Here is a 13441-nt window from a genome sequence, read left to right as displayed (position 1 = left end):
ACTTTATTTAAAATTTTAATTTTAGATTGATTTCAAAACTGAAAACTGAGACTGAAAACTAAAAACTTACTTTACCTTCAATCGTTGCCCGATAGAAATGGCATTGTCTGAAAGATTATTTTTTTGTTTTAAGTCATCAACCAATACGTTGAATTTTTTTGAAATAGAATATAAGGTATCTCCTTTTTGAACTTCGTATGAATTAGGATCGTTCGCATTCGAATTTGATGCACTTTTTGTTGGAGTCGATACACTTTTAGTCGGGGTAGTTTTCTCGAAAGGTTTGTAATTTCTTCCCGTAACCTGACAATCGTATTGGTGCAGATTATACCTTTCGATATAACTTATTAATTTGTCCGGATAATTAGGATCTGTCGCATAACCAGCTGCTCTCAAACCTTTTGCCCAGGATTTATAATCGTCTTTCTCGTAAGTAAATAACGTTTCATATCGTTTTTTACCCACCAAAAACAAAGCGTGATCTCTATACGATTCTGCCGCTTCGGGATATTTTCTAAAACATTCCTGAGCTGAATCATCGTCATGACGAACACTTTCTCCCAACCAGTCTTTATGGCATTTTATCCCAAAATGATTGTTTGCTTCTAATGCCAAATCACCTCTTCCTGCACCAGATTCTAAGATTCCCTGCGCCAAAATAATACTGGCTGGAATACCATATTTCTGCATGTTTCCCATTGCAATATCTTTATATTGCAAAACGTAATTCGTAATTAAATCGCTGGTTACAACTGTTTTTGAAGTAGATTGAATAACCTCAGTTGTATTATTTGTAGAAGGGTAATTTTTTCCAATTGGTTTAACAGGAGCCTGTTTTTTAGTCGTTGCTACTCTTGGCCTCTGAACCGCTGCTGCTTTTTTGGTCGTCGCAATCGTAGGTTTACTCGACGAACAACTTACTAAAGTGGCAAGAATTAAGAATGTTATTATTTTTTTAACCATTGCTTTTAAGTATTGGTAATTTTTTCTGTTTCAATTTTATATTCATTCCGTCTATTCCCTGCAATCCGCCGGTATGAAGGAGCAATATTTTTGAATTTTCAGGAAAATAGTTTTTATGGATTAAATCTATAACGCCAAAAACCATCTTTCCTGTATAAATTGGATCTAAAGGCACTTTTGTTTCTTCAAAAAAAGTGTTGATAAATTCAATTAATTCTAAATTTATCTTCCCATAACCTCCAAAATGATAGTCAGAAATCAAATTCCAGTTATCTTGTTTTGCAAAAATACGAATTTCATCGGTTAAAAAGTCACCTTTTAACGCCGGAAACCCTAAAATTTTCTGATTTGGCAACGCACTATTGATCAATCCGGAAATTGTTCCGCCAGTTCCTACCGCACAACAAACGAAATTAAAAACAGCATCTTCAGCTGTTAAAATCTCTTCGCAGCCTTTTACCGCCAGTTCATTTGTTCCGCCTTCGGGCACTAAATAAAAATCGCCAAACTTCTCTTTTAATTTTTCGATAAACGAAATATCACTTTTATGTCGGTACTCTTCTCTCGTTACAAACTCAAATTGCATTCCGTTTTCCTGAGCAAATTTCAACGTCGGATTTTCTTTTATTTTATCAAAAAGTTCATCACCGCGAATAACGCCTATGGTTTTAAAACCCTGCTCTTTTCCGGCATAAGCTACTGCTGCAATATGGTTCGAAAAAGCGCCGCCAAAAGTCACCAATGTATCTTTCTTTTCGGTTTTCGCCTGAAGTAAATTGTATTTTAGTTTTCTTAATTTATTCCCTGAAATAAACGGATGATTGAGATCGTCACGTTTTATAGTCAATGAAATATGATTAGGAAAGTTGATATGAATTTCCTGATTCAAAATCTATTTTATTTTAAAGTTATGTAATTCAAAAAATCAAAAAAAGATCGGTTTTTCAAATATTTTAAATCCGTTTCATTTGCATAAGCTTCTCTTTCAAAACTTATATTTCTGTACGCTAAATCTTTGTTTTTGTATTGTATTAACCTAATTATATATTCTAAAACGTAAAAAATATAAAATGGTAAAACGAGTAATTCTAATTGTTGACGAAGGTGAATTTTTTCGTGATTCACAAAAACAGGATTTTCTTTATCTAAGTGGTATTTTAAAATTATAAACGGAAACACAGCCATTCCCCGATATCCTTTCGGAATTAAATATTTAGCAACAATTAGAAACATTAGCTGTAAAATTTATAAATTTGTAGATAAAAAATGTTCGATTTCATTAAAATCACAATCAAATTCGTTTATTTGATTTTAAATAAAGAAGAACATCAACCCATAACAGATTTATGAAAGAGCAAAGTAATGAAAATAAACTAATCGAAGGCGAAGATTTTTACTATACTCCCGAAGGTTATAAATGCTTTACTGAAAAACATCATCTAAAACGTGGTTATTGCTGCAAAAGCGGTTGCCGTCATTGTCCGTATGGATTTGATAAAAACACAGGTCAAATTAGAAAAAAAGTCTAATTAGATAATGTGCCAATTTGATAATGAGATAATTTGTTAATGTAAAAATATATCAATTAGATAATTCAACAATCTAAAATCAATAATCTAAAATCTAAAATTGTAAATGGATATTCTCTTGCGAAAATTTAGGATTACCATCCACAAATCCTATCACAGGTCGGATATTCGTTATCCTTAGTTTTAATTTGAAAATGTATTAATGTGCCAATGAGTCAATTTGAAAATTAGATAATTTGAATAAATTCTAATTTTGAAATTCCAAATTCCAATTGCATCAATTAATATTTCGCTCCGCTGGAGCTGTTGTATTGGGTGATTATTATTTTCTATAAATATGTCGCCTTTCCAAGGCTTTATATCTATTTGGTAATTTACATTTAATAAGCCAGATAGTCACATTTAATTCCCAGCGGGACAAAACAATCAAAAAAAACAAAAAATTAATCTGTTGTTAATCTTGCTAAATTACCTTAGCAACTTAGAACCTTAGCAACTAAGTACCTAAAAAAGAATATGACTTTTCAAGAACAAATAAAACAAGGAATTCCGTCAATATTACCTCCAAAAGCAACTTACGATTTGGCCATTAACCACGCGCCAAAACGAAAAGAAATTCTTTCGGCAGAAGAGAAAAAACTAGCGCTAAAAAATGCATTACGTTATTTTGAAGCGAAACATCACGCTGAATTAATTAAAGAATTCTCAGAAGAACTAGAAACTTACGGTCGTATCTATATGTATCGTCTGCGTCCTGATTACAGAATGTACGCAAGACCAATTGACGAATATCCTGGAAAATCAATACAGGCGAAAGCGATTATGCACATGATTCAGAACAATCTGGATTATGCTGTGGCGCAACATCCGCATGAATTAATTACGTATGGCGGAAACGGAGCTGTTTTTCAGAACTGGGCGCAATATTTATTGACGATGCAATATTTGTCTGAAATGACAGATGAGCAAACCTTGACAATGTATTCAGGTCATCCGATGGGATTATTTCCTTCGCACAAAGAAGCGCCAAGAGTTGTGGTTACCAACGGAATGGTTATTCCAAACTATTCTAAACCTGACGATTGGGAAAAAATGAATGCTTTAGGCGTTTCGCAATACGGGCAAATGACAGCGGGAAGTTATATGTATATTGGCCCACAGGGAATTGTACACGGAACTACTATTACGGTTTTGAACGGTTTTAGAAAAATAAAACTAAATCCTGAAGGTAATTTATTTGTTACTTCTGGACTTGGCGGAATGTCTGGCGCACAACCAAAAGCCGGAAATATTGCAGGTTGTATTACGGTCTGCGCCGAAGTAAACCCGAAAATCACCAAAATTCGTCACGAACAAGGATGGATTAATGAGATTGTTACTTCGACTGAAGAATTGGTAAAAAGAGTCACTTTGGCGAAAGCCAATAAAGAAGTAGTTTCGATTGCTTATTTAGGAAATGTAGTTGATGTTTGGGAATGTTTCGATCAGGAAAACATCAAAATTGATTTGGGTTCTGATCAGACTTCGCTTCATAATCCTTGGGCTGGAGGTTATTATCCGGTTGGAATTTCTTTTGAAGAAGCAAACGAAATGATGGCAAACAATCCTGAATTATTCAAAGAAAAAGTACAGGAATCGTTACGTCGTCAAGCGAAAGCAATAAACAAACATACCGCAAAAGGAACTTACTTTTTTGATTACGGAAATGCCTTTTTACTTGAAGCTTCGCGTGCCGGAGCAGATGTAATGGCAGAGAATAATATCGATTTCAAATATCCGAGTTATGTACAGGATATTATGGGACCAATGTGTTTTGATTACGGTTTTGGTCCTTTTAGATGGGTTTGTACTTCAGGAAAACCGGAAGATTTACAAAAAACAGATACTATCGCCAGTCAGGTTTTAGAAGAATTGGCAAAGACTTCTCCTAATGAAATTCAGCAGCAAATGCAGGATAACATTAAATGGATCAAAGGTGCGCAGGAAAACAAACTGGTTGTAGGTTCTCAGGCACGTATTTTATATGCTGATGCCGAAGGTCGAATTAAAATTGCCGAAGCGTTTAATCAGGCTATTGCAAAAGGCGAAATCGGAACGGTGGTTTTGGGTCGTGATCATCATGATGTTTCCGGAACTGATTCGCCTTACAGAGAGACTTCTAACATCTATGACGGATCTCGTTTTACAGCCGATATGGCAATACAAAACGTGATTGGAGACAGCTTTAGAGGAGCAACCTGGGTTTCGATTCATAATGGTGGCGGAGTTGGCTGGGGAGAGGTTATAAATGGTGGCTTTGGTATGGTTCTTGATGGTTCTAAAGAGGCTTCAAAACGTTTAGCGTCAATGCTTTTTTGGGATGTTAACAACGGAATTTCAAGACGAAGCTGGGCTCGAAATGACGAAGCTATTTTTGCCATAAAAAGAGCAATGGAAGTTGAGCCATTATTAAAAGTTACTTTACCTAATATTGTAGATGAAAATCTATTTTAGGGAAAATAATTTCACCTTGAGCGAAGTCGAAAGACTATCGGGGAAAAAGGGCTTCGACTCTGCTCAGCCTGACAAAGAATAAGAACATTAAAATTTTTAAACATATGAAAACATTCAAATTAGTGCCCGTTTTTTTGCTTTTACTATTAGCCTCATGCAGCACGGTAAGCGTATATTTTGATTACGATAAAAACGTAGATTTTGCGCCTTATAAGACGTATGCTTTTTTTAAGCCCGGAATTGATAAGGTTGAAATCTCTGATTTGGATAAAAGACGTATTCTACATGCCATAGACGAAGAAATGCAAGCCAAAGGTTTTACAAAAAGCGAAAATCCTGATTTATTAGTAAATATTTTTACAAAATCAAGAGAACAAGTAAACGTAAACCAATTTAGCGCCGGTTGGGGCTACGGTTGGGGTTGGGGATGGAATCCTTACATGATGTACGGAGGAAACCAAACTACTGTATCAACTTCTACAGAAGGAACTTTATTCATTGATTTAATCGATGCTAAAAAGAAAGAAATGATCTGGCAAGGTGAAGGAGTTGCAAGCTTAACTAAAAACGTCGATAAAAAAGACGCAAGAGTAAAAGAAATTGTATCTAAAGTTTTAGCGCAATACCCTCCGGTTAAGAAGTAAGTTTTTAGTCGCAGTTTTCAGTTTTACAAAAAACTAAATAACCCTGATGAATACTTCGCAAAAAATTAATACATTTGTCTTTCAAATATCTGAAATGAAAAACTTAAATATCATTATTATCTCTATTAATATTATTGCTATTCAGCAATAATGGTGAGGTATTATATAAATAAGTAAACAAAATACAATTTTATAAAACCTCCCAAACGGGAGGTTTTTTTTATTTATAATGCTAAAAAAACAGCCACGAATTACACGAATTTACACGAATTATATTTCAATCCCTGAGAAAAAAATTAGCGAAAATTAGTGTAATTCGTGGCAAAAAAAAACATCGATTTTACGACAGATTAAAAATCTTTTTAAATCATTTAATCTGTGGCAAAAAATAATAAACAAAAATTATGAATCTATTTAACGAAGTACTTGCTGCAAAAAAGCAACTCGAAAATGTAGTTGCCGCTACTCCACTCACACAAAATTTAAATCTTTCAGAAGAGTTTCAATCGACTATTTTATTGAAACGGGAAGATTTACAAATTGTACGGTCATACAAAATTAGAGGCGCTTACAACAAGATTTCTTCGTTGAACGAAAAAGAAAAAGCAATCGGAATTGTTTGCGCAAGTGCCGGAAATCACGCGCAAGGTGTAGCTTATTCTTGTCATCTTCTGCAAATACAAGGCAAAATCTATATGCCTAAAACAACTCCAAAACAAAAGGTAAAACAAGTTCAGTTGTTTGGTAAATCATTTGTAGAAATTGTATTAACGGGAGATACTTTTGATGATGCTTATGCTTCGGCTACAGCAGATGCTATTCAAAACCATAAAATATTTATTCATCCTTTTGATGACGAAAAAGTAATTGCAGGTCAGGGAACTGTAGGTTTAGAAATTCTGGAAAGTTTTAAAGAACCAATTGATTATGTTTTTGTTCCGATTGGCGGCGGAGGACTGGCTTCCGGATTATCTGAAGTTTTTAAGCATTTGAGTCCGAATACTAAAATCATTGGCGTTGAACCAAAAGGCGCACCATCAATGAAAACTTCTATTGAAGAAAATAAAAATACGGCCTTAAAAACGATTGACAAATTTGTAGACGGTGCCGCTGTAAAACAAGTTGGAGATAAAACTTTTGAAGTTTGCAGATACAATCTTGAAGATATTATTCTGGTTCCCGAAGGAAAAGTATGTACTACAATTTTACGTTTGTATAACGAAGAAGCCATGGTTGTAGAACCGGCAGGAGCTTTGACAATTGCTGCTCTGGATTTTTATGCCGATAAAATTAAGGGCAAAAACGTCGTTTGCGTGGTTAGCGGAAGCAATAATGATATCGAAAGAACTGCCGAAATAAAAGAACGTTCTTTATTATACGAAGGTTTGATGCATTATTTTATGATTCAGTTTCCGCAACGTCCGGGCGCTTTAAAAGAATTTGTAAACAACATTTTAGGACCGGATGATGACATCACTTATTTTCAATTTGCTAAGAAAAACAGTCGTGAAGTTGGTTCTGTAGTGGTTGGTTTAGAACTAAAAAACAAAAACGACATTATGGCTATTAAATTGAATATGACCCAAAATGGTTTCGAATTTCAATACTTAAATGACAATCAGGATTTATTCACACAATTGATAGGATAAAACAAAAGGCTGTCTGAGTTTTAAATCAGACAGCCTTTTCAAACCAAAATAAAATCACTAATTAAAATTTAAAAATTGGTAATTATTTCTTTATTACTTTTTTAGAATAGGTGCTTTTACTATCATTCACTTTAACTACATAAATTCCTTTTGGTAATTGCGAAATCTCTATTTCGGCTTCATTCCCAGTGGTAAATTCAACGTTTCTTTTTAAAACATTTTGTCCGGAAGCATTATAAACTTCAACTTGCCCGGAACCTGAATTTGGAGTATTAATATTTAAATAGTTATTTGTAGAATTGACATAAAGAGAAAAATCAGATACAGTATTAACCTCTTCTTGTACAGCAACTTTCTTAGCCGCGGAAGCTTCGACCTGTACCAATTGCCATTGCTGATTTAATCCTCCGCTATACGCCCAAACCTGAATATTGGCACCGTTTGCTGTAGAAACACTTTCTACATCGAGCGATTTTCCACTATTTACATTAATAATTTGATAATAACCTCCACCAAGACTGTTAACTGTCCATTTGAATTCGTTTGAAGATGAGAATGCTCTTTGCTGTACTTTTATTCCGTCAGCTGTACTATTGCTTTCTGGTGCCAAATACAATCCTGTCGATTTTACAATGATGTAATAATTGCCACTTCCGTCCGGAACAAACTTCCAGCGTTGGTTACTTCCTCCTCCACCAGTAATATCATATTGCTGAATGCGTCCTCCACTTGTCGTAGAATTATCAGCAACATCTAATCCTTTATTACTGTTTCTTGAAATGATATTGTAATAACCCGGAAAAGAAGTTGATGGTGGCGCTCCTGCTGACCAGTTAAAAGTAACTGCTGATGATGCCGGAACTGAATAATTAAATGCTGACGATCCTGAAACTACTTTTATGGTATTGGCCGATCCTGAATTATAAACTACAAGTGCGATCGATCCGTCAGGGTTTCTAAAACTAACGGTTTGAATTGTACCACTGGTACTTGAAGAACCAATTCTTACTGCACCGGGTTTTACAAATTTTGAGATTTGACCAATAATATAATACGCCACATTTCTAGTATAACTGGTACTATTATTTACTGTAATCGCGCCTAAACAAGTATTACATCCGCCAGGAGTACGCGGTCCTAAACTTGGGTTATTTGCAGCATTCCATTCTAAAACCGTTTTAGACCAGTTATTCGTACTGCCTATTACTACGTTTTGCATGTGCCAGCCAAAATCTCCGCCAAAGTTTCCGCCTGATCCTGTATATTGTTCTGTAAAATAAACGTTTTTATTGGTTGCATTTTTTACGGTTGACATGGCCGAAATGTTTCCTAAATACAAATGAAACGCTGCACCATCAACATAACTGCTATTGTTTAAAACATCTATAGGATAAGCGGTGTTATCGCAATTATGATCAAAAGCTATAATTTTAACGCCTCCATAACCTGCTGCTGCCATTTGCGGCCCAAGTTGTTGATTGATAAAGTTTTTTTGTTCTGTAGAATTCATTAGCATACTTGGCTCGTTATGCGGATTCTCAGGTTCGTTTTGAGGCGTGATTCCCCAAATCGGAATTCCTTGTGCTTGCATAGCAGCAATATATTTTACAAAATATCTCGCGTAGGCTGCGTAATATTGTGTTTGTAAGCTTCCGCCCACCCATGAATTATTGGTTTTCATCCATCTTGGTGCTGACCACGGCGTTGCTAATATTTTTATGTTGGGATTAATTTGCTGAATTTTTTTGATAATGGGAATTAAATATGTCAAATCGGGTCCGTTAAGACTAAAGTTGTTCATATTTACATCTCCTGAAGTTTCGTTATAACTATAAGATGAACTGCTTAAATCTGAAGCAGCTATACTAATACGAACTACGCTGGCATTCAAGCCTGTAACAGGATTATACAAATCATTTAATAACTGATTTTGCTGAGTAGCTGCCATTGCGCTAATTACTTCGCAACTTCCTTCGGTAAGAGTGTAACCAAATCCGTCCATGGTTTGGTAGGTTGTTCCTGCATTAATGGTTACAGTCGAAGGGTTGGTTCCTGAATTGGTACCGAAATTAACGGTGCCTTGTTGTTGTAATAATCTGGTTTGATCTCCGCTGGTAATCCACGGTGTTACGGTTTGTGCATTGACCTTAATAGTAAACGAAATCATTATAATGACATACATCATTATTTTAAGGTTTACTGAAGTTGTTCGATTTTGGGTAGTTTTCTTCATGTTTTTGTGAGTTTTTGATAATTAAATTTTTCTTATTTTTTAAGATTAATTTTACTAATTCAGCTCAATATTATGTTAATTTTTCCTGAATTGATAATTTTTAAACTTTACAAATACACATCATTTTAAAATTTAACCTTTACAAAAACTTATCTAACAAATTAATAAATACTTAAAAATCAGAATATTAAAAACAAATAATCTAATAAAAATCTTACTTTATTTTTCTGTCTATTTATAATGATCTTGTAAATCATCAGAATAATCATAAAAATCATATTCCTGATGCTTACTTTGTATAAAATGAGAAATTGAAAATGATAAATATCAATAAATAAAAAGGGCTTTAAGTTGTATTTTTGTAATTGATTTAAAACTTAAAAAAAATGGCACTTCAGGATATTTCTAACCTCGATGATATTAAACTTTTAGTAAATACTTTTTATGATAAAGTTCAAAAAGACGATTTGATTGGTCCGATCTTCAACGAAAAAATGTTAGGAAGATGGCCGGAGCATTTAGAAAAAATGTATCGTTTTTGGCAAACTCTTCTTTTAGAAGAACATACGTATTCCGGAAGTCCATTTCCGCCACACAAACATTTACCGGTAAATCAATCGCATTTTGATCGCTGGATGGAAATTTTTACTACAGTTGTTGATAGCTTGTTTGTGGGCAAATTAGCTGAAGAAGCTAAGGTTCGCGCTGCTAATATGGCGTATATGTTTAATTATAAGATTGAATATTTTAGAAATCCTGAGAATCATTAAAAGAAAGTTGCCACGAATTGCACGAATTACACTAATTTTTTGGAACCAATAAATTTGAATTGAACGAATTATTTTTATATCACGGGAATTACAACAAAAATCTTCTTTTGAAAACTGGAGTCCTAGCCCTGATAGAAGCGGCATCCTTTTTCTGGCTTCTTTAGCCAGGAAAAGATATAGCGGATAGCAGGAAACAGCTCCTAAAACTTAAACAAGCCCTCAAGACAAACTTCACGAAAAACGCAATAAAAATTCGTTTCGAACAAAAAAATTATAAGGAATAGCAAAAAATAGCGGTCTTAATTCGTAATTTTACATTCTAATCTACAACGTTTTCGAAATGAATGCAAGTATTGAAACAAACCCGTTATTAGAGCGATTGCCTAAACATTTGAAGCAATTTATTAAACCTCAGGATTATAGCGATTACACTCCTATAAATCAAGCGGTTTGGCGTTATGTCATGCGTAAAAATGTAGATTATTTATCGAAAGTTGCACATAGTTCGTATTTAGAAGGATTGCGCAAAACGGGAATCGAAATTGATGCTATCCCGAGCATGTACGGAATGAATCGTATTCTAACTGAAATTGGCTGGGCTGCAGTTGCGGTTGACGGGTTTATTCCGCCAAATGCGTTTATGGAATTTCAGGCGTATAATGTTTTGGTTATCGCATCAGACATTCGCCAGTTAGAACATATTGAATATACGCCTGCTCCGGATATTATTCACGAAGGTGCCGGCCATGCTCCTATTATTGCGAATCCGGAATATGCGGAATATTTGCGTCGTTTTGGAGAAATTGGCTGCAAAGCGATTTCTTCTCATAAAGATTATCAGATGTATGAAGCGATTCGTCTGCTTTCGATTTTAAAGGAAGCCGAAGATACGCCTCAGGAAAAAATAGACGAAGCCGAAAAAGCGGTTGCAGATTTACAAAATAATATGGGCGAATTGTCTGAAATGGCCCAGATTCGAAACCTGCATTGGTGGACAGTTGAATATGGCTTGATTGGAACGGTTGAAAATCCTAAAATATATGGTGCCGGATTACTTTCGTCGATTGGTGAAAGTGCGTGGTGTATGACGGATAACGTGAAGAAAATCCCTTATGATATCTCGGCTGCAAACCAAAATTTTGATATTACACAATTACAACCTCAACTCTATGTTACGCCAAATTTCTCTTATTTAAGTTTGATTCTGGAGGAATTTGCTAATAAAATGGCTTTACGTACGGGAGGACTTTCGGGGATTCAGAAACTGATTCATTCGAATGCTTTAGGAACAATTGAGTTGAGTACAGGTTTACAAATTTCGGGCGTTTTCACGAATGTTATCGAAGAAGAAGGAAAACCTGTTTACATACAAACCACAGGAAAAACGGCTTTATCGTACCGTGAAAAAGAATTGGTGGGTCACGGAACTTTGACACATCCGGAAGGATTTGGAAGTCCGATTGGGAAACTGAAAGGTTTTAATTTAGCGATTGAAGACATGAGTCCGAAGGATTTACAGGCTTACAGCATTGTTGAAAATGAAACTGTAAAACTAGAGTTTGAAGGCAATATTATTGTGGAAGGTGAAATTATTACGGGATCAAGAAACCTGCACGGAGAAATTATTCTGATAAGTTTTAGAAATTGTACAGTGACGCATGGCGAAACGATTTTGTTTCAGCCTGAATGGGGAAATTATGATATGGCAATTGGTAAAAAAGTAGTTTCTGCTTTTTCCGGTCCAGCCGATGTCAATAGTTTTGACCTGATTAATAATGTTCCGAAAACCACTACTATAAAAGCTAAACATACTGACGAACGTGATGATCTTGAAGTTCTTTATCAGACGGTTCGTATGATTAGAGAAAATAAAGATTCTAAAGCTGAACTAAAATCTGTATTTGAAAAACTACAAAAAAATCATGCTAATGATTGGCTGCTTTCTGTTGAAATTGCAGAGCTTTTAAAGGATTCGAATGAAGAACAACTTTTGCAGGAGGTTTTGGTTTATCTTGATCAATTGAAAATAAAACGTCCTGAAGTTGCGCATTTAATTGCCGGTGGTTTGGATTTGATTTTTGATAAAAAAGCCGTTTAAAGTATTGCCCACGGATTTTACGGATTTAAACTGGGGAACACGGGTTTTATTTTAATCTTGTGAAGATGTTGAGATTTTTCTAATGTTAATAAAATATTTCACGCAGATTTTACTGATTGAAGCTGATATATGCAGATTTTTTAATCTCGCAATCCCGATAGCTATCGGGAGCGGAGACGCAAAATTTTTTCTCTCATTTTTTGTCTTTCGACAAAGGAGAAATCTTCGCGAGAAGCTCTACAAAGATTAGATTCTCGTTGCGGAGTTACTTGCGAAGATTTCTCCTTCGTCGAAATGACAAGATTATGGGAATCTTTATCAGATTATTTTTCAAATCCAAATTATAAAATCTTTTTAATCCTTTTAATCTGTGGCAAAAAACCTTTGAACCTTTGCCGCTATGAACCTTTGAACCTCAAATCACAATTTCAAATCCTCATTAAAATCTTTATCAGATTCGATTGTTTTTCCTTCGTATTGTAATTTCCAGCCCATTGAATTGGTTAGAATTAAAATCTTCGATAATTCGCTAATTAAACGATTTTGTGCGTTGGTTTTTAGGGTCGATTTTTCGATTTTCTTGGCCAGATTAGCTTTTACCGATTTGTTGATTTTATTATAATCTTCTCCTGTAAACGGATTCAGTTTGCTTTGTTCTACATCGTAAAACTGGATATCGGGATTGATTGTGATTTCTTCTTTTGGGATATTTAGAATGGTGATGGTTTTGTTTTTTTCGTCGATGTCGTATTTCATTTTATGCAAATCGTAGGCAACGGTAACATTTGCATTTACAACAACAAGGGCTTTCTTTTCAAAAGAAACCATATCCATTAGGTATTTCTGTTGGTTTTTATACGTAATGACTTCGGAGAAATGTCCTTCGGTTACCACCAATTTCCCAACGTTAAGGATTTGTTGCTGAATTAAATTGGTATTATATTGAATATCTGATTCGCTTTCTTTCTTAAACTCGCAATATTTGAAAGCCAGAACTATCACAAGTACAAGCGCAGCTAAAACTATTATTCTCTTTATTAAATTTTGCATTCTATTATTTTA

11 protein-coding genes are annotated in these 13441 nt (G+C 34.6%); 6 read left to right on the top strand and 5 right to left on the bottom strand.

The window, feature by feature from the left end:
• Positions 1–66: 66 nt before the first annotated feature.
• From L0669_RS10035 to L0669_RS10025, 3 genes are read right to left on the bottom strand one after another with little or no spacing between them, the layout of a single operon-like run.
• On the bottom strand, positions 67–963 hold the full coding sequence (locus tag L0669_RS10035; RefSeq protein ID WP_173970186.1) for a glucosaminidase domain-containing protein: 897 nt from the start codon (positions 961–963) through the stop codon (positions 67–69).
• Positions 956–1852 (bottom strand): 1-aminocyclopropane-1-carboxylate deaminase/D-cysteine desulfhydrase, encoded by an 897-nt coding sequence (locus L0669_RS10030; protein ID WP_263763181.1) that lies wholly within the window; start codon positions 1850–1852, stop codon positions 956–958. The genes L0669_RS10035 and L0669_RS10030 overlap by 8 nt, the downstream gene beginning before the upstream one ends.
• An 8-nt stretch (positions 1853–1860) precedes the next feature.
• A complete protein-coding gene (locus tag L0669_RS10025) occupies positions 1861–2196 on the bottom strand; it encodes a hypothetical protein (protein ID WP_263763179.1) in 336 nt (111 codons plus the stop codon).
• 113 nt (positions 2197–2309) lie between these two features.
• On the opposite strand from L0669_RS10025, the gene L0669_RS10020 reads away from it, so the two are divergent.
• From L0669_RS10020 to ilvA, 4 genes are all read left to right on the top strand, one after another.
• Positions 2310–2492: a C1orf53 family protein gene (locus L0669_RS10020; RefSeq protein WP_083694411.1), complete on the top strand. Its 183-nt coding sequence runs from the start codon at positions 2310–2312 to the stop codon at positions 2490–2492.
• 516 nt (positions 2493–3008) lie between these two features.
• Positions 3009–4985: a urocanate hydratase gene (locus L0669_RS10015; RefSeq protein ID WP_263763177.1), complete on the top strand. Its 1977-nt coding sequence runs from the start codon at positions 3009–3011 to the stop codon at positions 4983–4985.
• A 104-nt stretch (positions 4986–5089) separates the two neighbouring features.
• The gene (locus L0669_RS10010) at positions 5090–5629 is read left to right on the top strand and encodes a DUF4136 domain-containing protein (protein WP_263763175.1); all 540 of its coding nucleotides are present in this window, start codon (positions 5090–5092) and stop codon (positions 5627–5629) included.
• A 404-nt stretch (positions 5630–6033) separates the two neighbouring features.
• On the top strand, positions 6034–7278 hold the full coding sequence (gene ilvA / locus L0669_RS10005) for a threonine ammonia-lyase IlvA (protein WP_263763173.1): 1245 nt from the start codon (positions 6034–6036) through the stop codon (positions 7276–7278).
• A gap of 82 nt (positions 7279–7360) precedes the next feature.
• On the opposite strand, the gene L0669_RS10000 is transcribed toward ilvA, so the two are convergent.
• A complete protein-coding gene (locus L0669_RS10000) occupies positions 7361–9511 on the bottom strand; it encodes an RICIN domain-containing protein (RefSeq protein WP_263763171.1) in 2151 nt (716 codons plus the stop codon).
• A gap of 386 nt (positions 9512–9897) precedes the next feature.
• Here L0669_RS10000 and L0669_RS09995 point away from each other — a divergent pair, with 386 nt between their 5' ends.
• Positions 9898–10281, top strand: a complete 384-nt coding sequence (locus tag L0669_RS09995; RefSeq protein ID WP_263763169.1) for a group III truncated hemoglobin — start codon at positions 9898–9900, stop codon at positions 10279–10281.
• A 340-nt stretch (positions 10282–10621) separates the two neighbouring features.
• Complete coding sequence (locus tag L0669_RS09990) at positions 10622–12379, top strand: aromatic amino acid hydroxylase (RefSeq protein ID WP_263763167.1); 1758 nt, start codon at positions 10622–10624, stop codon at positions 12377–12379.
• A 420-nt stretch (positions 12380–12799) separates the two neighbouring features.
• Here L0669_RS09990 and L0669_RS09985 read toward each other — a convergent pair whose 3' ends face one another.
• Positions 12800–13429 (bottom strand): DUF4230 domain-containing protein, encoded by a 630-nt coding sequence (locus L0669_RS09985; protein WP_263763165.1) that lies wholly within the window; start codon positions 13427–13429, stop codon positions 12800–12802.
• Positions 13430–13441 lie beyond the last annotated feature (12 nt).

The organism is Flavobacterium bizetiae (assembly GCF_024271895.1).
Lineage (GTDB): Bacteria > Bacteroidota > Bacteroidia > Flavobacteriales > Flavobacteriaceae > Flavobacterium > Flavobacterium bizetiae.
Note: the sequence above shows the minus strand (reverse complement) of the source record. Positions and strands in the feature narration are given on the sequence as shown.

What these genes read in the sequence shown, in the direction of transcription:
- L0669_RS10035 (WP_173970186.1), bottom strand. Translation starts at nt 963, where the DNA reads ATGGTTAAAAAAATAATAACATTCTTAATTCTTGCCACTTTAGTAAGT.
- L0669_RS10025 (WP_263763179.1), bottom strand. Translation starts at nt 2,196, where the DNA reads ATGTTTCTAATTGTTGCTAAATATTTAATTCCGAAAGGATATCGGGGA.
- L0669_RS10020 (WP_083694411.1), top strand. Translation starts at nt 2,310, where the DNA reads ATGAAAGAGCAAAGTAATGAAAATAAACTAATCGAAGGCGAAGATTTT.
- L0669_RS10015 (WP_263763177.1), top strand. Translation starts at nt 3,009, where the DNA reads ATGACTTTTCAAGAACAAATAAAACAAGGAATTCCGTCAATATTACCT.
- L0669_RS10010 (WP_263763175.1), top strand. Translation starts at nt 5,090, where the DNA reads ATGAAAACATTCAAATTAGTGCCCGTTTTTTTGCTTTTACTATTAGCC.
- ilvA (WP_263763173.1), top strand. Translation starts at nt 6,034, where the DNA reads ATGAATCTATTTAACGAAGTACTTGCTGCAAAAAAGCAACTCGAAAAT.
- L0669_RS10000 (WP_263763171.1), bottom strand. Translation starts at nt 9,511, where the DNA reads ATGAAGAAAACTACCCAAAATCGAACAACTTCAGTAAACCTTAAAATA.
- L0669_RS09995 (WP_263763169.1), top strand. Translation starts at nt 9,898, where the DNA reads ATGGCACTTCAGGATATTTCTAACCTCGATGATATTAAACTTTTAGTA.
- L0669_RS09990 (WP_263763167.1), top strand. Translation starts at nt 10,622, where the DNA reads ATGAATGCAAGTATTGAAACAAACCCGTTATTAGAGCGATTGCCTAAA.
- L0669_RS09985 (WP_263763165.1), bottom strand. Translation starts at nt 13,429, where the DNA reads ATGCAAAATTTAATAAAGAGAATAATAGTTTTAGCTGCGCTTGTACTT.